This window comes from Anaerotardibacter muris (genome assembly GCF_943192915.1).
GTDB classification, from domain to species: Bacteria; Actinomycetota; Coriobacteriia; order Coriobacteriales; family Eggerthellaceae; genus Anaerotardibacter; species Anaerotardibacter muris.
In genome coordinates this window covers 394,354-412,601 of the sequence record NZ_CALPCD010000001.1, presented here as the reverse complement: position 1 = coordinate 412,601, position 18,248 = coordinate 394,354, and the positions used below count along the sequence as shown (strand labels likewise).

Genomic DNA, 18,248 nt, shown 5'->3' with positions numbered 1-18,248 from the left:
CGTATAATGCATGAGGCAGTGCAGCGCATGAGCCCGAAGGGCGAACAGCGAAACGGATGAATCCGAGACCCTGCCCCTGTAGCCTCGCTGTTTGCGGGACAACGCTGTGGACAAAAAGGGGGCTGCCCCCAATTTGTCTACCCCCCTGCGGGCATAGCAGCCAACAAGGCCTAATACAGATACCCCAACTTCTTCGCCTCGAAGGTGAGCTCATCACGGAAGTCTGGATGGGCGATGCTGATCAAGCGACGTGCACGTTCAGGGATATCGCAATACATCAAGTTCACGCATCCATATTCGGTCACGAAATACTGCACGTCGGTGCGTAGCGACGTTACAACGCTGCCTGGCGCCAGCATCGGCGCGATCTTCGACACCACACCGTTCTTCGTATTGGTGGTGGAGGTCATCGCGATGATGGCCTTACCGTTCTTTGCCAAGGTGGCACCACGGATGAAGTCGACCTGTCCGCCCGTGCCGGAATACTGGCGTGTACCGATGCTCTCGGCGCACACCTGGCCGGTCAGATCCACGGACACCGCCGAATTCACGGAGACCATGTTGTCGTTCAAGCGGATGTAATCAGGGTTGTTCACGTGAGAGTAGGGCGTGAAGAGCATGCCAGGGTTGTGATCGATGAAATCGTACAGATACTGCTGACCCGAAGCGAAGCCTGCCACCGAAACGCCTGGCATATACGACTTGCGGCTGTTGTCCACAACGCCCAGTTCCTGCAGTTCAGCCATGGCATCGTTGAACATCTCGGAATGAACGCCCAGGTGCTTGCGCGCCTTCAGGCCCTCCGCGATCGCATTCGCGATGGAACCGAAGCCCAGCTGGATGCACGCACCGTCTTCGATCAGCTCACAGCAGATGTCGCCAACGATCTTCTCTTCTGGCTTCGGCGCTGCAATGGGCATTTGGGTCATGGGCTGGTCGATCTCCACGAACGCATCGATCTGCGAAACATGCAGGTTGCGTTCAAGGCCATTCACCCACGGTACGCTGGGGTTGATCTGCGCGATGATATGCTTCGCCGCGCGGATGCCCTCAGGGCGGCAGCCCACGTGACCGATGTTGCAATAGCCATGCTTGTCCGGCGGCGTCATAGCGATGAAGGCCACATCGATGCCATCGTTTTCCACCAGATTCTTCGTGCGATGCAGATGTAGCGGCACATATGCCGTGTGACCAGCGGTGATGCCATTGCGTTCATTGCCACCGGTGAAGTAATTGTGATAGTGGAAATCGTCGAATCCCACGGTCAGCTCATCAAGATGCAGATCTTCGCTCGTGATGCCGCCATACATCGAGATGCCATGCAGCTTGCCTTCTTTGATACGCTGCAGCATCGGGTGGATCAGCCCACCTGCGACCTCGAACGTTCCCACGAAAACAGAAGTTCCATCTCCTACAAAACGATCGAGCATCGTCTCAACGTCCATGCTGCGATCCTTATAGATCTGCTCCCAAGTCATGCAAGCCCCCTTGAGTCGAAAAACATGTTCATACAAGCATACCGCCTAAACTTCCATCGCGCGAAAACGATTCATTGTAAATTGGTATGGATTGCCCCTGATTTGGGCTTCTTGGAGGTTGAAGGGCGTTTCGTTAAAAGGTAAAATTTTGCCTTAAAAGAGCGTGAACACGTTCGCACCTCGTAAAAAGAAAGAGGGACTATGATCACCGAACTCAAGATCAACGAAGACAACAAAAAGGCCTACTACGAAAAGGGCTATTGGACCGAGAAGACCCTGAACGATCTCTGGAACGAGCGCGTTGCGGCTACTCCTGATCGTGAATATATCGCGGACGACATGGGTGTTCGCTATACCTACAAGCAAGTTGATGAACTGGCTTCTCGCCTGGCAAGCTGGCTACGCGAACAGGGCATCCAGCCAGGCGATGTGGTCACCTTCCAGATGCCGCCCTGGTCGGAATTCGCTGTCCTCTATGTGGCATGCCTGAAGGTAGGCGCGGTCATCCATCCGCTCGCGGTCACGTTCAATGGTGAAGACCTTATCTATGCCATGAACCTTGTTGAATCGAAGGCGTTCATCTCGCCTACGCATCATCACAAGACCAACTTCGAAGACCAGATCTTCTCTGTTGTCGATCAGATCCCTTCACTGAAGGAAAGCGCGATCTTGGTCCACGATAAGACCGAGCCCGCAAAGAAGGCCTACACTCTGAACGAGGTCTTCGAGAATTACGAGCCATACACAGGCGATGCTGGCAGCAAGTCCGACGAAGTTGCGCTCATCTTGTCCACTTCGGGCACCACGGGTCGCCCCAAGGCTGTGCTGCACACGCATAATGGCATCCAGTATTCCGAGCGCGTCTATTCCGATGGCATCGGCTTCACCGAAGACGACATCATGTTCATGCCTGCGCCGCTCAATCATGCGACTGGTTTCCATCATGGCCTTATCACGCCCATGCTGAAGGGTGGCAAGATCGTAGTGGCTCATCATTTCGATCCGAAGGAAGCAATTCCCCAGATGAACCGCGAAGGCGTTACCGTTTCGATGGGCGCGACCCCGTTCATCTTCGACTATCTCAACACCATCGAAGACACTGACTTGAACATCGATACCATGAAGTTGTTCATCTGCGGCGGCGCCCCTGTTCCGGGTTCCATGGTGCAGCGTGCTGCGAAGCATGACATCGTCCTTTCAGAATGCTATGGTTCCACCGAAAGCTGCCCGCATCTCTTCGTACCGCCTGCAAAGGCGCTCGAGTGGAACGGCGCTTGGTCAGGCGTTGCTCCTGAAGGCATCGAGGTCATGGTGGTTGACGACAACGGCAACGAAATGCCCACGGGCGAACAGGGCGAAGAGATCTCGCGTGGCCCGCACATGTTCGCAGGCTACCTGAAGAACCCTGAAGCTACGGCTAAGGAACTGAAGGATGATGGCTGGTTCTACTCTGGCGACCTGGGCTACATGGACGAAGAGGGCCGCATCCGCATCAATGGCCGTAAGAAGGAGATTCTTATCCGTGGTGGTATCAATATCTCTGCGAACGAGGTCGACGAAGATCTGACGGGCTGTCCTGGTGTGGGCGCACACGCCACCATCGGCATGCCTGACGACCGTTTGGGCGAGCGTATCTGTACCTTCATCGTACCCACTGACCCTGACAATCTGCCCACTATGGATTCCATCGCAGAATATCTGGATTCGAAGGGTGTGGCGAAGCGTCTGTGGCCTGAACACATCGAGTTCATCGATGCTATCCCGCACACCGACACTGGCAAGATCAAGCGTCACGAACTGGCTGACGAACTAGCCCGCCGCATGGAAGCCGCGAAGTAGTTGTTGAAGGTATGCAGAAAGCTATTTCGTAAACGAGATGTGCTAAAATAAAGCCAGCGAATGCCTGTGTTTCGTGTTGCGGGCAGCGCTTTTGTTGAAGAGAGAATCGCCTAGCGCTTAGCGTTGGCGATTCTTTTTGTTGTTCGAGATTTATATATGAATTATTTGATGAGGCGGGTGGCCATGAACTCGTTGGCCATCAGCTCTGCGCTGTCATCGAGTGGCCTGAGCGTGACCGACTCACCAAGCTTGCGCTCGAGGGCGGTGCGAATGAGCCAATCAGCAACTTCAGGATTCTTGCTCAGCAGCGGCCCATGCAAGTAGGTGCCGATGATGTTGCGGTAGCGCACGCCGTCCTTGCCCGACTTGTCGTTGTTTCCATGTCCCACCGACGAGACCACCATGCCTAGAGGCATCACGCCCTCGCCAAGGTGCGTTCGACCTGCGTGATTCTCGTACCCGATCACGGGTGCTGTTGCTAGCGGTGATTCAAGGGCAACGTTTTCGATCAGGCGGTCGTAACCCTTATCGGGACGCTTCGTTTCCGCATCGATGATTGAAAGCCCCTCGACACTCTCATCGCCCATCAGCCAATTCTTGCCCAGGATCTGAAAGCCGCCGCAGATAGCCAGCAGCACGCCATCGTCTTCGACATAAGCTGCGATCTGGTCCTTGTTCTTCACGAGCTCCTCGGATGCCAGGTGTTGTTCACGGTCGGGGCCACCGCCCATGAACACGATATCGGCACCCTCTAGATCGAACGGATCACCGTAATTCACTTGCACCAGCTCTGCAGGAATACCACGCCAAGCGCAGCGCTTCATCAAGATCTTCAAGTTGCCGCCATCGCCATAGAGATTCAGCAGGTCAGGATAGAGATGCACGATGCGAAGCGGCGCCTGATCGAGGGGCTGCGCATCGTCTGCCATCACGGAAGAATTGATGCGCATGGTACCCGCACGCGGCACCTCGACCGGCACCTTGTCTGCGCGCGCCATCAGTGCCGAGCGTACTGCCGGTAGAGCAGTGTAGTTCGCGATCGCGTACATATTCCAATCGGCCGGCAGGTCGAGCGCCGTATCCACCATGTCGTTCACGCTGTTCAGCAGCCTTGCTTGGATGCCGGCGTACTTCAGTCGTACCTGCAAGTCGTTCTTGCGATTTCCACCTGCGTACACCACCAGATCGGGTTGTGCCGCAAGCTCTTCGAAGTCGCAATCCCAGATCCACGAGATATCGTGTCCATCCGCTTCGTTATCATTGATGAAGAACGCGACCACTTTCTTGCCTGGATCTGCGGTGATGATCTTCAAGTTCTGGTTGAAGCCCGTGGGGTTCTTCGCCAGATTCAACAACAGCGGCCTGCCTTCAATGGTCAGGTGCTGAAGCCTGCCGTTCTGCGGGTTGAAATGCGAGATGCCGCTTTGGATGACCTCATTGGGTACGCCCACCAAGTGAGCAGCGGTCCATACAGCAAGCGTGTTGTAGATAAGGTAGGGCCCCGACTCATCAAGGCGCATGGTCATCGTGCTCCCATCGAGCGTATCATCGATGGAGTACGTGGTCGGGCCACCGAACATCACATTCTTCGCGGCCACATCGAGCGCGGGACGTGCGAACCCGCAGTTGTCACAATGATAGGTTCCCAACTGGCCATACTGACGATAGTCATAGGTGAACATGCCCGAGCAGCGCTGGCACATCTGCGCGTCAGCCACGGTGTTCTGTGCTAGGTGCATGTCTTCGCCCACGCCGAATGCGATAGAGCGATTCGGTGCCTTTTCAGCGATGATGGCGCATAGCGGATCATCAGCGTTATAGATCAATACAGAATCGGGCGATTGCTCCAGTCCTGCGATGATGGCATCTTGTACACGATCGATCTCGCCGCAGCGGTCGAGCTGGTCGCGGAATAGATTCAAAAGCACAACATAGGTAGCTTTCACTTGCGGCAGGATGCGCGCGAGCCACAGTTCGTCAGATTCGAACACGCCCCACTGGACTGGTCGTGATTGCAAGAGCGTTGCTGCCACACCACCTGCCATGTTGGCACCAGTGCGGTTGCACGCTACGGTCTTGCCGGCAGCTTCCAAGATGTCAGCGAGCATATTGGTCACGGTGGTCTTGCCATTCGTGCCTACTACCACGATCGAGCCTTCGACCACCTTGGCCATCTCTTCAGCGATGATGTTCGGGTCGATCTTCAGCGCGATCTTGCCAGGCAGCATCGCCGCAGGACGATGCGCGAGCTTCTTCAGCCCCCACGTAGAAAGCGATGAGGCCAGTCTGGCGCCACTTTTGCGTAAGCTCATGTTCGCTCCTTGTTAGTCGTTTCGATAATTCTACACGCACGCCTGTGCCCACGCACGCTCGAGCACTGCTATCCGCACAAATTATGTCAAAATAGCAGCAAGCAAGAACAGGAGGCGCTGCGATGTCTGACGTGAAGAAATGCGACATGAATGATCTTGAAGACCTGACCAAGGAGCAGCTGATAGAGCTCTTAGAGATGTCGGCGAAGAATTTGGTGGCGATGGATGGCGTGTGGTTTCAGGTGCTCGAAGAGCAAGACGGCATGGATCGCGCGATGGATGTTGATGCCGAGGTGTGGAATCGTTATCCGCTCTCAGAGGGCAAGCGCTTGAAGAAATTCCTCGGCCTGCCCGAACATCCCGGTCTTGAGGGTCTTGAGCAGGCGTTTCGTCTCAATTACAATTCGATTGCGAATGAGTCGAGCCTGCATTGGGAAGACGATGCGCTCATCTTCCGTATCGAAGTGTGCCGTGTGCAAGCAGCACGCAGCCGCAAGGGAATGGAGTTCCATCCCTGTAAACCAGTGGGGGTCAACGAATATGCCACCTTCGCCCGCGCCATCGATGATCGCATCCAAACTGAGTGTTTAAGCTGCTATCCCGAGATCGAAGATCCTACCTGTGCCTGTGCTTGGAAGTTCACCATCCCAACCCCCTAACCCTGAACAAGGACTAGACGAATCCAACGTGAATTCCAAGGCTGAATCTCCGCTGTTGAGAGAGCTGGGTGCCAGAGAGGTATCAGATTCTCTCGATGCACAGATATATTTAATTAAGACATCGAGCGACCGCATGAGCCCCGAAGGGGCGAACAGGGTAGCGAGAGAATATGAACCTCGCAGGAACCAGCTTTCTCAGATGCGCTGGGTGCAAATTTGAAGAATTCACGTTAAATAAGGGGAGTTATTGTCAGCTCACCTGATAACAATTGCGTAACGATTCAAAATTGCGCATTATAGAACGATGATGAAATCGAAGAAAAACAGTGGGCGCCACAGCGCTCCATTCATTGATGAATCGTCCAACGCGCAGAGCACGCCAACTGCGTATTCCTCGCAATATGACGCTAGTGCTTATTCGCGCCACGGCAACGCCGAACAGTATCAAGCTGCTGCTCACAAGCAGAAGAAGCGCCGCAAGCGCAAGATCGGTCTGACCGCGGCCGCTATCTTCTTGGTGGTCATCCTTGCAGGCGCTGGCGTGGCATTCGCCTTCATCTCTGGCATCGATCGCAACCTCCAAGACGGCATCGATGACGATCTTATGAACACCCTTACGGCATCCGATTCGCCCAGTGAGCCGTTCTACATGCTGCTCATTGGCGTGGACAAATCGGACGAGCGCGAAGAAAGCGACATCTATGGCGGCGCTTATCGTACCGACTCCATGATCCTAACGCGCGTCGATCCGAAGAATTGCAAGATAACCATGGTCTCGATCTATCGTGATACCATGGTCGAACTGGGCTCTTATGGCAAGCAGAAGATCAATGCAGCTTACGCATTCGGCGGTCCCGCACTTGCGGTGAAGACCGTCTCTGAACTGGCTGGCGTGCCCATCCACCATTATGCCGAGATCGACTTCAATGGTTTCGAGGACGTGGTGAATGCCCTTGGCGGCGTTGAAGTGGACGTGCCCATGGCCATCAACGATCCTTTGGCTGGCGAACCGCTCGAGGCTGGCCCTCAGACACTGAACGGATCCCAAGCGCTCGTGTTGTGTCGTTCGCGCCATGCGTATGACCAGTATGGCGACGGCGACCTGATGCGTGCCGCGAATCAGCGCATGGTCATCTCGGCCATCTTGAAGAAGATCATGTCCTCTGACGTGGCTACCATGACCAACACCGTGAATACCTTGGCGAACTACATCACCACCGATTTCTCCGTGTCGAGCATCCTCGGTTTCGCGAATACCTTCAAGGATATCAACGTTGAAGAAGACATCTATTCCGCCATGGAGCCTACCACTCCGCTCTACGAGAACGACATCTGGTGGGCTATCCTTGATGAAGAGCCATGGCGCGAGATGATGAAGCGCGTTGATGCGGGCTTGCCTCCGACCGAAGAAGGCTTGATCGACCCGAACACGGGCGTTACGTTGGCAGTGGTCGGTGATGGCGGCACTTCGTCAAGCTCCAAGAAGAATAGCAGTTCCGCTAACAGTGCTACGCTCAACGGCGTGAAGATCGCAGTGCGCAACGGCGCAGGCATCAACGGTGTGGCCGCAGAGGCAGCCGCAACGCTCTCGGAACTTGGTGCGATCACCGACACAGGCAACGCTGATAACTCGAAGTACAAGAACACCATCATCGTCTATAACAAAGACGCCGACAAAGCTCAGGCGCAAGCCATCGCAGATGCTCTCGGTATCGGCCAGATCAAGAAGAACTCGGGTGGCACCTATTCCTTCACCACTGACTATCTCGTAGTGATAGGCGCCGACTGGCAATAGTGAAATGCGAAAGGGCCGACAGCTTGTCGGCCCTTTTTGTTATGCGCTCAGTGAGACCTGTAGGGTGAGGGTGCAGAATTTACTTCGCATAGCCATCTTTAAGGACAGAACCTAGCTTAAGCTAGGTTCGCGTAAAAATACTGGAGAGCGACCGCACGAATGGTTTGGGGCAGGATCAGGTGCCCAAACCAGAGATTTAACTTTTCTTTCATTCATCCTAAATAGAAATGAAGCCATTTCCAAACCATGAGCAGGGTAGCGGGTAAATTATGCACCCTCACCCTATAGGTCTCACTGAGTGGAACAGCCTCTTCGTTACTTATGATACGGCTCGCGCTTGATAATCTTGAACGCGCGATAGATCTGCTCGAGCAACACTACGCGCGCAAGGTTATGGGGCAGCGTGATAGGCCCAAAGCTCATGCGCTTATCGGCCCGCCTCTTCACTTCATCGGTAAGTCCATCCGATCCTCCTATGACGAAGGCGATATGCGAGACCCCGTCAACGGTGTAATCTTCGATCAGCTGCGCCAATTGCTCACTTGACGTAGGCTTCCCTTGGATATCGAGCACCACCACCGCAGCTTTTTCAGGCAGCGCCTCCAGCACCAGCGATGCTTCTTGTTGCATGTTCGAATCAGGCAGTTCGCGCACTTCGAGCGCGCAATAGCCTCCTAAGCGTTTTGCGTACTCCGCGCACGCATCGCGCCAAAAGCGCTCCTTCAGCTTGCCAACTGCGATGACCGTAAGTTTTACCATGAAAAATCTCCGCTGCGCACGTTCTGGTTATTTCGTTTGTTTATACTACCTATATAAAGCGCACCTGCGCAAATCCACGAAAGACTTCGATATGAAGGGCCGCCATGCATCAGGCAGTCGACAAGCTTTTCCGCGCGACCCTCGATCACCGCAAGGGTGTGTTGGCTTGGGCGTTAGTGCTCTGTGTGATCTGTGCGCTGTGCATCCCGCTGGTGAAGGTGAACTACCAGTTCGCCGATTATCTTCCTGAAACATCTCCCTCCACTCAGTCGCTCGAAGTGCTCGAAGACGCGTTCGGTGGTGATCTGCCCAATGGCTATATCTACGTGCAGGGAATTTCGCTCGTGCAAGCTGAAGAGCTCGCGGGCCAGTTCGAGGCGCTCGATGGCCTTTCCGATATCTTGTGGTTGGGCGATGTGGTCGACATCGCGCGTCCGCTCGAAACATACGACCCCGATACTGTCAAGGCTTGGCGAAGCGATGACGGGTTCCTCTACCAGGTAACGCTCGATTCCACCAAGGCCGTTGCTGCGCTCGAAGAGATAGAAGAGACCGCCGCCGCAGCAGGCGCCAGTAACGTGGCGCTTTCTGGTGATGCGGTGAACACAGCGGTTGCGCAAGGTTCGTCCGACTTCGAGATCCAGCTGATCATGATCATGGCCATCGCAGTCATCTTGGGGCTGCTGTTGCTCACGAGCGAAGCTTGGTTCGAGCCTGTGCTGTTCCTTTCTGTCATTGGCATCTCGATCGTCTATAACTTGGGTACGAACATCATCTTCGGCGAGATATCGTTCATCACGCAGATGTGCGCGGCCATCCTGCAGCTGGCCGTTTCCATGGACTATGGCATCGTCATGCTGCACGAATATCGCCACTTCAAGAGCGAAGGACTTTCATCCTACGACGCGGCATTGGCTGGCATGCATAAGGCTTCGGGCGTGATCGCTTCATCGGCCGCCACCACGTTCTTCGGCTTCTTGTCGTTGTGCGTGATGGCGTTCCTCATCGGCGCGGACATGGGCTTGGTGCTGGCTAAAGGCATCGTGTTCAGCTTCCTGTCGGTGCTCTTCATCTTGCCTGTGATGGTGTTGCTCTCAGAAAAGCTTCTGGATCGCACGAGCCATCGCAAGCTGTTGCCTTCGTTCAATAAGTTCGCGCAGTGGTGCCTGCGCCTGAGCGTCCCATTCACCATAGTGGCGGCGCTGGTGGTAGCGCCTGCATTCCTTGGGTCGCGCCAGACCGAATTCGTCTACGGTGCGAGCGGCTTCGTGGAACCAGGGAGCCAGATCTACGATGATACGAACTTGATCGAAGATACCTTCAACGCTTCAGGTCAGTGGGTCTTGCTCGTTCCTGAAGGTAATTGGGGAGCCGAGCGCGAATTGGTCCACGCGCTTGATGAGCTGCCGCACGTAACCTCGGTCACGTCTTACGTCACTACGGTATCCGAACGCGTCCCTACCGCGATCGTACCTGATGAGAGCTTGAGTCAGCTTATCGCTGGCGGCTATTCGCGCATCATCATCGGCACCGACTTCTCGGGCGAAAGCCCTGAAGCTTTCGGGCTTGTTCAGGCTATCCGCGACGTGAGCGATCGCTACTACCCTGGTACGGCCGAATTGGTTGGCGGGACAGTGACCAGCTACGATATGTCGCTGATCGTGAACGACGACTCGATGCGCGTGCTCATCGCTTCCATCGTGGCCATTGGCCTGGTGCTCTTGGTGATGTTCAGGAGCTTGTCCATCCCGCTCATCCTGCTCTTCACCATCGAGCTCTCTATCTGGATCAATCTGGCCATCCCGTATTTCACGGGTGAGTCCGTCCAGTACATCGGTTATCTCATCATCAGCGCTATCATGTTGGGCGCGACCGTGGACTACACCATCATCTTGTCCCGATCCTATTTGGAGAAGCGGCGCGAAATGCCCAAGCGCCCAGCCATCATCAAGGCTATTTCGCACAGCGCTATCACCATCCTTACTTCGGCCACCATCCTTACGGTGTGCGGCGCATTCATCGGCATCATCTCGAGCAACGGCGTTATTGCGGGGCTTGGCACGCTCATCGGCCGCGGCGCGTTCATCGCTGCGCTCAATACGTTCTTGCTGTTGCCGATGCTCTTCATGCTATTCGATCGCGTCATCGAGAAGACCACGCTTGGCGCACATTTCTATCGCGAGACACGTCCCAGCCGCAGACCGGGCGGCCGCTCAGAAGACCAAGACCTTGCGAAGGCGCAGGCAATGTAAGCAGGATCGCGGTGTATGCTCGATCAAGGCGTACGCTGTTCATGGAAGGTGAACACTATGAAGGTGAAGGTTACGAACGTGGTAGTTGCGGGTGTGCTCGCAACAACGCTCTATGGCGCGTGCGCGCTACCTCAGCTTGCTAACGGCGAAACATATTTCGCTGCCGAGAACCAAGAGCTTCCCAGCACTGCGAACATCACCGGGCTTATCGATGGTTCATGCGAGAAGCAGGAGGTCGTTTACGCCAGCATGACCGCTGCAGGTGCGGTGAAGAACCTCTATGTGGTGAACGAGCTGTTCTCTGAAGCGCCCGTGATGGTGCGCGACTATGGCGCCTATAGCGAAACACTGAACCTTACCGATGAGTCGGAACTGGCAGTGGATGCCGAAGGCGTGGCACTGGTGATCGAGGATGGATCCTTCGTCTATCAGGGAAACTTGTCGGATACGAATCTTCCTTGGAACGTGCAGATCTCCTACGAGCTTGATGGTGTCCCCATCGCGGCGGCCGACCTTGCGGGCAAGTCGGGCATGCTGAAGGTGTCCATCGAGACCGCACAGAACGCGGCGGTCGATCCGCTCTATTTCGAGAATTACCTGCTGCAGATCACTTGTACGTTGCCCATGGAGCACGCTAAGGACATCGAGACCGATGGCGGCACGCTTGCGCTCTCGGGTTCGGATTCAGCGGTTTCGTTCAACGCGATGCCAGGCAAGGCGGGATCGTTCTCGCTCACCGCGCAGGTGAGCAACTTCGAGATGGATGGCATCAGCATTGCGGCCATCCCATTCTCCATGGCTATTGACGCGCCAGATTCAGATTCTCTCACCGCGCAATTCGATGCGCTCATCGATGGCGCTGACCAGTTGGATAAGGGCGCGAAGCGTTTGAATAGTGGCGCCCAGGCGCTCGACGCGGGCGCTCAAAAGCTCGACGAAGGAGTGGGTAAGCTCCAAAGTGGGGCAGCAGAGCTTTCAACAGGAATGACGGCCTATATGGTTGGAATTACCCAGGTGAACCAGGGTCTTTCGCAGGTTGCGGCTGGCTCGGCTACGTTCGCTGAGAAGCTCGCGGGTCTTCAGCAGTCCAGCGATGCTATCGCTCAGTCCCTTGATGCAACCAAAGGCGATATGCAAGATCTGGTGGCCGCTATCCAAGCCAGTTCGCTCTCTGATGCAGAAAAGCAGGCGATCCTAGGCAAGCTTTCGGGCATGTCTGGCCAGTTCGATCAACTTGATGCCTATCTTTCAGGTGTGGGCTCGCTCGCTTCCGCCTATGATCAGATCAACGACCCACTTCAGCAGCTCTCTGGCAGCCTTGCGCAACTGGCGCAGCAGGGTGGGGCGCTCACCAGTGGCTCGAGTGAACTTGATGCGGGAGCTTCGGAGTTGGCGAATTCCACGGGCAGCATCACCCAGGGCACCGCACAGCTTTCTCACGGTGCAGCTCAGCTGGCAGAGGGCACCGATCAGCTGAGCGCTGAGACCAAGAATATCCCCGATGAGCTCCAGGCTCAGATCGATGACATGCTGGCCGAATACGACAAGAGTGATCTTGTTCTGCGAAGCTTCGTCGATGCGCGCAATACCAACGTTGATCTTGTGCAGTTCGTCATGACCACCGAGGCTATCACGCTGCCCGATCCAGAGCCTGATGAGGTCGAGCCCGAAGACGAAAGTTTTCTATCTCGTTTCTTCGCCCTATTCTCGTAGCGAGCTTCCAGTAGACCATTTACTATTAGGGGAGAACAAATAAGTTAGCCTCTATTAACTACGTTCACGCTTTATTCGATCAAGAGAGAAAGGGATTCCATGTCGCTCCCAGCACCTAAGCTCGATGCTCAGCCCGACGAACGCACTACGATGGAACTTGGCGAATGCTTGCCGATGACCGCCGAAGTCATCGATAGCCACCTGTATATCGGTGGCGTTGATATGGTCGAGCTGGCTAAAGATGCCGGTACGGCGCTGTACGTCTACGACCAGGCTGATCTTGAGCATCGCATGGAGACCTATCGCGAGGCATTCAGGACGCGCTATCCGAATTCCGACATCATCTATGCATCGAAGGCGTTCTTGAACAAGGCGGTCTGCCGCTTGGTGAACAAGCATGATCTGTGCCTGGATGTGTCTGGCGGCGGCGAATTGGCTGTGGCGCGCGCGGTCGATTTCCCGATGGAGCGCGTCTTCGTGCACGGCAATAATAAGACTTCGCAGGAACTTTCGGAAGCTATCGCGGCGGGCGTCGGTCGCATCGTGGTCGACTCGCGCATCGAGGCGACGCGCGTTTCTCAGATCGCATCCGAGGTTGGTGTGACCCAAGATATCTACATGCGCATCACGCCAGGCGTTGAGGCTGACACTCACGAATATATCCGCACGGGCTGCGAAGATTCGAAGTTCGGCTTCACCATGCGCGAGGATTTCGCCTTCAAGTGCGTGGGCGACATCCTGGATATGCCCAACGTGAACCTGGTGGGCTTCCACATGCACATCGGCTCGCAGATCTTCGCCCTGCATTCGTTCGACGAAGCCATCAAGGTCATCGTCGAATTCGCCGCGCGCGTGAAGGAAACCTACGGCGTTGAAGTTGAGGACATCGATGTGGGCGGCGGCCTGGGTATTGCCTACACTGCCGAAGATAAACCCGCGACCATCGATGACTTCGCTCAGGTGGTCACCGATTCCATGAAGAAGTACTGCGCGGAATATAACTTCAAGCTGCCGCGCCTGCTGTGCGAGCCCGGTCGTTCAATGGTGGCGGTTCCGGGCGTGACGCTCTATACCGTGGGCATCTTGAAGACGCTGCCGGGCATTCGCAAGTACGTGGCCATCGATGGTGGCATGTCCGACAACATCCGCACTGCGCTCTATCACGCGGAATACGAGCCAGTCATCGCGAACAAGGCCAATCAGCCGCGAACCGAGATCGTTACGGTGTGCGGTAAGCATTGCGAAAGCGGCGATGCGGTGGCTATCGATCGTCCGCTGCAGCACCCTGATCTAGGCGACATCATCTGCATGTTTGGCACCGGCGCGTACTGCTACTCCATGTCGAGCAACTACAACGGTCAGCCGCGTCCGGGCATCGTGTTCGTGAAGGACGGCCAGGCTCGCATGGTCACCCGACGCGAAACCTACGATGATCTCATGGCTTGCGACATCGACGCCGACCTACTGTAAGTTGGTCCCGCACACAGCAAGGCTGCAGGGGTAGGGTCTCGGATTCACCCGCTGGCGCTGTTTCGCCTTCGGCTCATGCGCTGCACTGCTTCATGCATTATTAATCGAAGGAACCCGTTGGGTTCCTTCTTTCTTTTTAGTTAGTGTTCAGAGAGAATCTACAACCCAACCCAGATAGCCTCACTGTGTGCCCAAAACTCACCGGTCGGGTTAAGCCACAAGATGGATTATCCAGGCTGCTTATCGAGCGGGCGACATGCTTGCTCGAAGATTCTGAGTATCTGCGGGTATAATCACAGAACCTTAGTTTATGAACGGAGTGAATCGTATGGCTGTTAAAGTCGGATTGGTTGGAACAGGCACCGTCGGTGGCGGCTGCATCGACATCTTGCAGAACCACAAGCAGGACTTCCTGCGTCATTACGGCATCGACCTGGAGCTGGTGCGCGTATGTTCGCGCGAGCCTGAACAGGCCGCTGCGCATGGCGTTGCCGACATCTTCACCGAAGACTTCACGGACATCACGAACGACCCCGAGATCGATATCGTCATCGAGCTGATCGGTGGCACGGGCGTTGCCAAGCAGGTGGTCATGGATTCGCTCGCTGCAGGCAAGAATGTGGTCACCGCGAACAAGGCGCTCATGGCAACTTCTGGTGAAGAGATCTTGAGCCTCGCTGAAGAAAAGGGCGTTGAAGTGGCTTTCGAGGCCAGCGTTGGTGGCGGTATCCCCATCATCGGCCCGCTGAAGCACTCCCTTATCTCTAACGAGATCTCTGCCGTTATGGGCATCGTGAATGGCACCACCAACTACATGCTCACGCGCATGGGCGAAGACGGTATGAGCTACGACGAAGCGCTCGCTGAAGCCCAGGCAAAGGGCTTTGCCGAAGCTGACCCCACCGCCGATGTTGACGGTCTCGACGCCGCCGCGAAGATCGCCATCCTGGCGTCCATCGCTTTCAATTCCCGTGTGGTCATGGACGATGTCTATACCGAAGGCATCCGCCGCATTTCCCCGATCGACCTGGCGCTGGCCAACACCATGGGCTATGCCGTGAAGTTGGTCGCTCATGCTCACCGCACCGATCATGGTATCGGCGTGCGCGTTCATCCCACCATGATCCCGCTCGACCATCAGCTGGCCAAGGTCAACGGTGTATTCAACGCCATCTACGTGGTGGGCGATGCCGTGGGTGAGACCATGTTCTTCGGCGAAGGCGCTGGCGCGGGTCCAGCTGCAAGCGCGGTCATGGGCGATGTGCTCGAAGTTGCACGCCACATCCAGATGGGCATCAAGCCCATCGTGGGTTGCACCTGTACGGACAACATTCCCGTCATCAGCATGGACGAGCTCCAGACCAAGTATTACCTGCGCTTCCTTGTGGAAGACCGCGCAGGCGTTCTGGCGTCTTGTGCCGACATCTTCGCGAAGTACGACGTGTCGCTGCAGTCCGTTCAGCAGCGCGGTACCAAGGCACGCGACGCGGTGAACCTGGTGTTCGTTACGCACACTGCCCACGAAGACAGCGTGGCAAAGGTCATCGACGAGATCCTCGCGCTTCCCGATACCGTCATCGGCGGCTATCCTTCGGTCGTCCGCGTCCAAGACTAACCGGGGACGGGTTCAAATCTGTCCGGGACAAAATGGGGACAGGTTCAACCGTACACGGTGCTGTGGCTGCAGGGTAAGGCTGCATAACTTACTCTGAACACTAACCTAGAATCTAGAAAGCAACCCAACGGGTTGCTTTCGTGTAAATAGAGCACGAGGCAGTGCAGCGCATGAGTGTAGACAAATTGGGGGCGTAGCCCTTTTTGTCTACACGAACAACGAAACGGGTAAGTTATGCACGATTACCTTGCAGCCGCAGCATCGGGAGTCTTTACGCTCACCGTTGACGGGTGCGGCGTGCACGTATACGCGCGTACATGATTGACGCACCCGCGCAAAAAGGCTTATTATGCAAAGGTTCGCTTTCAAAAGCCCCGTGTGGCTATGCGGTCTGAAGCTTATCGAAAGGTAGTCCAGAACCAGCCGATAAGACAGCGAAGGGGTAGGATCCTTCGCGTTTCAGACAGAAGCAGGCAACTTTTGAAAACTAACACTGTTACTAATGGAGGAACGTAGTGAAGACTTATTACGCAAAGCCAGGCGAAGTCAACCGCGAATGGCTTCTCATCGATGCACAGGACCAGATCCTTGGTCGTGTTGCTTCGAAGGCTGCTCAGATCTTGAGGGGTAAGCATAAGCCGACCTATACCCCGCATGTCGACACTGGCGATTTTGTCGTCATCGTCAACGCAGACAAGATCCGCGTGTCGGGCAAGAAGCTCACCGACAAAGAATACTATCGTCACAGCGGTTATCCGGGAGGACTCAAGTGCGAGACCTTCGAAGAGGCCATGGAGAAGCATCCTGAGCGCGTCATCGAGCACGCGGTCAAGGGCATGCTCCCCAAGAACACGCTCGGTCGTGCAATGGCCAAGAAGCTGAAGGTCTATGCTGGTGCTGAACATCCGCACATGGCCCAGCAGCCCCGCGAGATCAAGATGGAGGATAACTAATGGCAGGCGAAGCAATTTATTACGGCACCGGCCGTCGCAAGAATGCTATTGCGCGCGTTCGTATCGTTCCTGGTACGGGCAAAGTAACCGTCAATGGTCGTGATGGCCTGACCTATTTCGGTCGCCAGGCGCTCGTCGACTATGCGCTCACCCCCTTCGGCGTGACCGATACCATGAATCAGTTCGACGTCATCGCTCGCTGCAATGGTGGCGGCATGTCTGGCCAGTCTGGCGCTCTGCGTCTAGGCATCGCTCGTGCTCTTCTCGAGGCAGGCGACTACCGCGCAGAACTCAAGCGTGCAGGCTACCTGACCCGCGATGCTCGTATGGTCGAGCGTAAGAAGTATGGTCTGAAGAAGGCTCGCAAGCGCCCGCAGTTCAGCAAGCGCTAAGACCATCAGGCAATTGCCTTTCAAAGGACCGTCTCATCGAGGCGGTCCTTTTTCGTATCGGACGGTCTCTTTGACCGTGCCACGCATCATCGAAGATGTGCCTGAGGTATCGATTGTGTGTCGAAGCCACGCATCACGCGCAGAATCGGTGATAATGGAAAGAGCATATTCGCAAAACGAACAAGGAAAGTTCCTATGTCTGAAGATATGAAACCGAACACGCAGTCTAACGATGCAGGGAATGCCCCAGCACCTCAAGGGTCACCCGTTCCACCTCCTGCTCCTGGTCAGCAGCCAGTGCAGCCTGCGCAACCTGCACAACCTGCGCAGCCAGCAACTCAGTCCGCAGGCTCGCAACCCGCACAACCTCCCGTTCAGCCGCAACAGCCTGCGCCTGCCCAGGATCCGAACGCTGCTACTCAAGGTCAGCCTCAGCAGCCGAACCCTCAACAGCAGCCAGGTCAGACCCAGCAGCAATCGAACTCTCAGCAGCCCCAACCGACCTTCCGCCCCAATGGCGCATTCTCCTTCTTCGCCACGCCTTCCGACCCTGATGATGACCCAAAGCCCATGAGCTGGGGATTCAAGATCGGTTGGTTCGTGCTCGGCTTCATTGGTGGCATGCTTGGCTTGGTGATGGCCTTCATATCCACCACCACGCTCTCGCCCAAACGTCGTAGGCAAGCGCTCTTCGCTACGTGGATCGGTTTCGCCTGCCAAGCGCTCCTTTTCCTGATCATGACGCTCACAGGCGCAACGCTGCCCTTTATGCCTACCGCCACTACCACCACTCAAAGCGCTGGCACTGCTGGAACGGGTTCCGCTTCCGCTTTTGGTTAGGCCGACCGTTTTCGATCTGTTCAAGCTTTTAAGGAGAGCGCACGGTGCTGTGGATGTAAGGTGAGCGCGCAGAACTTACTCTGAACACCAACTTAGAAAGATAGAAGGAACCCGTTAGGGTTCCTTCGTGTAAACAAAGCATGAGGCAGTGCAGCGCATGAGCCGAAGGCG

Annotated in this window: 13 protein-coding genes; 10 read left to right on the top strand and 3 right to left on the bottom strand. The window is 55.7% G+C overall.

What is annotated here, in order from left to right; translation table 11 throughout:
- Positions 1–170 precede the first annotated feature (170 nt).
- Positions 171–1,478 (bottom strand): acetyl-CoA hydrolase/transferase family protein, encoded by a 1,308-nt coding sequence (locus tag NFR25_RS01595; RefSeq protein ID WP_251197503.1) that lies wholly within the window; start codon positions 1,476–1,478, stop codon positions 171–173.
- A 201-nt stretch (positions 1,479–1,679) separates the two neighbouring features.
- On the opposite strand from NFR25_RS01595, the gene fadK reads away from it, so the two are divergent.
- The gene (gene fadK, locus NFR25_RS01590; RefSeq protein WP_251197502.1) at positions 1,680–3,317 is read left to right on the top strand and encodes a medium-chain fatty-acid--CoA ligase; all 1,638 of its coding nucleotides are present in this window, start codon (positions 1,680–1,682) and stop codon (positions 3,315–3,317) included.
- A gap of 161 nt (positions 3,318–3,478) precedes the next feature.
- Here the strand turns inward: fadK and NFR25_RS01585 are convergent, their stop codons facing one another.
- Positions 3,479–5,629 (bottom strand): MurT ligase domain-containing protein, encoded by a 2,151-nt coding sequence (locus NFR25_RS01585; RefSeq protein WP_251197501.1) that lies wholly within the window; start codon positions 5,627–5,629, stop codon positions 3,479–3,481.
- 122 nt (positions 5,630–5,751) lie between these two features.
- Between NFR25_RS01585 and NFR25_RS01580 the strand changes: the two genes are divergently transcribed.
- Positions 5,752–6,288, top strand: a complete 537-nt coding sequence (locus NFR25_RS01580; RefSeq protein ID WP_251197500.1) for a DUF6125 family protein — start codon at positions 5,752–5,754, stop codon at positions 6,286–6,288.
- A gap of 307 nt (positions 6,289–6,595) precedes the next feature.
- A complete protein-coding gene (locus NFR25_RS01575; RefSeq protein ID WP_251197499.1) occupies positions 6,596–8,083 on the top strand; it encodes an LCP family protein in 1,488 nt (495 codons plus the stop codon).
- Between the two features lie 315 nt (positions 8,084–8,398).
- Here NFR25_RS01575 and NFR25_RS01570 read toward each other — a convergent pair whose 3' ends face one another.
- The gene (locus tag NFR25_RS01570; protein WP_251197498.1) at positions 8,399–8,842 is read right to left on the bottom strand and encodes a 23S rRNA (pseudouridine(1915)-N(3))-methyltransferase RlmH; all 444 of its coding nucleotides are present in this window, start codon (positions 8,840–8,842) and stop codon (positions 8,399–8,401) included.
- Positions 8,843–8,946: 104 nt separating this feature from the next.
- On the opposite strand from NFR25_RS01570, the gene NFR25_RS01565 reads away from it, so the two are divergent.
- The 7 genes from NFR25_RS01565 to NFR25_RS01535 all read left to right on the top strand — a co-directional run bounded on the left by NFR25_RS01565 (position 8,947) and on the right by NFR25_RS01535 (position 18,077).
- Positions 8,947–11,094, top strand: a complete 2,148-nt coding sequence (locus tag NFR25_RS01565; protein WP_251197497.1) for an efflux RND transporter permease subunit — start codon at positions 8,947–8,949, stop codon at positions 11,092–11,094.
- A gap of 57 nt (positions 11,095–11,151) precedes the next feature.
- Positions 11,152–12,807, top strand: coding sequence for a hypothetical protein (locus tag NFR25_RS01560; protein WP_251197496.1), 1,656 nt, complete (start codon positions 11,152–11,154; stop codon positions 12,805–12,807).
- A gap of 99 nt (positions 12,808–12,906) precedes the next feature.
- Positions 12,907–14,277 (top strand): diaminopimelate decarboxylase, encoded by a 1,371-nt coding sequence (lysA, locus tag NFR25_RS01555; RefSeq protein WP_251197495.1) that lies wholly within the window; start codon positions 12,907–12,909, stop codon positions 14,275–14,277.
- Between the two features lie 328 nt (positions 14,278–14,605).
- Positions 14,606–15,892, top strand: coding sequence for a homoserine dehydrogenase (locus NFR25_RS01550; RefSeq protein ID WP_251197494.1), 1,287 nt, complete (start codon positions 14,606–14,608; stop codon positions 15,890–15,892).
- Positions 15,893–16,407: 515 nt separating this feature from the next.
- Positions 16,408–16,845: a 50S ribosomal protein L13 gene (gene rplM / locus NFR25_RS01545; RefSeq protein ID WP_251197493.1), complete on the top strand. Its 438-nt coding sequence runs from the start codon at positions 16,408–16,410 to the stop codon at positions 16,843–16,845.
- A complete protein-coding gene (gene rpsI, locus NFR25_RS01540; protein WP_251197492.1) occupies positions 16,845–17,237 on the top strand; it encodes a 30S ribosomal protein S9 in 393 nt (130 codons plus the stop codon). Before rplM ends, rpsI begins: the two co-directional genes overlap by 1 nt.
- A gap of 195 nt (positions 17,238–17,432) precedes the next feature.
- Positions 17,433–18,077 (top strand): hypothetical protein, encoded by a 645-nt coding sequence (locus NFR25_RS01535; protein WP_251197491.1) that lies wholly within the window; start codon positions 17,433–17,435, stop codon positions 18,075–18,077.
- Positions 18,078–18,248: the final 171 nt, after the last annotated feature.

Coding starts and splice junctions, on each gene's coding strand:
- NFR25_RS01595 (WP_251197503.1), bottom strand. CDS start 1,478: ATGACTTGGGAGCAGATCTATAAGGATCGCAGCATGGACGTTGAGACG.
- fadK (WP_251197502.1), top strand. CDS start 1,680: ATGATCACCGAACTCAAGATCAACGAAGACAACAAAAAGGCCTACTAC.
- NFR25_RS01550 (WP_251197494.1), top strand. CDS start 14,606: ATGGCTGTTAAAGTCGGATTGGTTGGAACAGGCACCGTCGGTGGCGGC.
- NFR25_RS01585 (WP_251197501.1), bottom strand. CDS start 5,629: ATGAGCTTACGCAAAAGTGGCGCCAGACTGGCCTCATCGCTTTCTACG.
- NFR25_RS01560 (WP_251197496.1), top strand. CDS start 11,152: ATGAAGGTGAAGGTTACGAACGTGGTAGTTGCGGGTGTGCTCGCAACA.
- NFR25_RS01580 (WP_251197500.1), top strand. CDS start 5,752: ATGTCTGACGTGAAGAAATGCGACATGAATGATCTTGAAGACCTGACC.
- NFR25_RS01565 (WP_251197497.1), top strand. CDS start 8,947: ATGCATCAGGCAGTCGACAAGCTTTTCCGCGCGACCCTCGATCACCGC.
- NFR25_RS01570 (WP_251197498.1), bottom strand. CDS start 8,842: ATGGTAAAACTTACGGTCATCGCAGTTGGCAAGCTGAAGGAGCGCTTT.
- lysA (WP_251197495.1), top strand. CDS start 12,907: ATGTCGCTCCCAGCACCTAAGCTCGATGCTCAGCCCGACGAACGCACT.
- rpsI (WP_251197492.1), top strand. CDS start 16,845: ATGGCAGGCGAAGCAATTTATTACGGCACCGGCCGTCGCAAGAATGCT.
- NFR25_RS01575 (WP_251197499.1), top strand. CDS start 6,596: ATGAAATCGAAGAAAAACAGTGGGCGCCACAGCGCTCCATTCATTGAT.
- NFR25_RS01535 (WP_251197491.1), top strand. CDS start 17,433: ATGTCTGAAGATATGAAACCGAACACGCAGTCTAACGATGCAGGGAAT.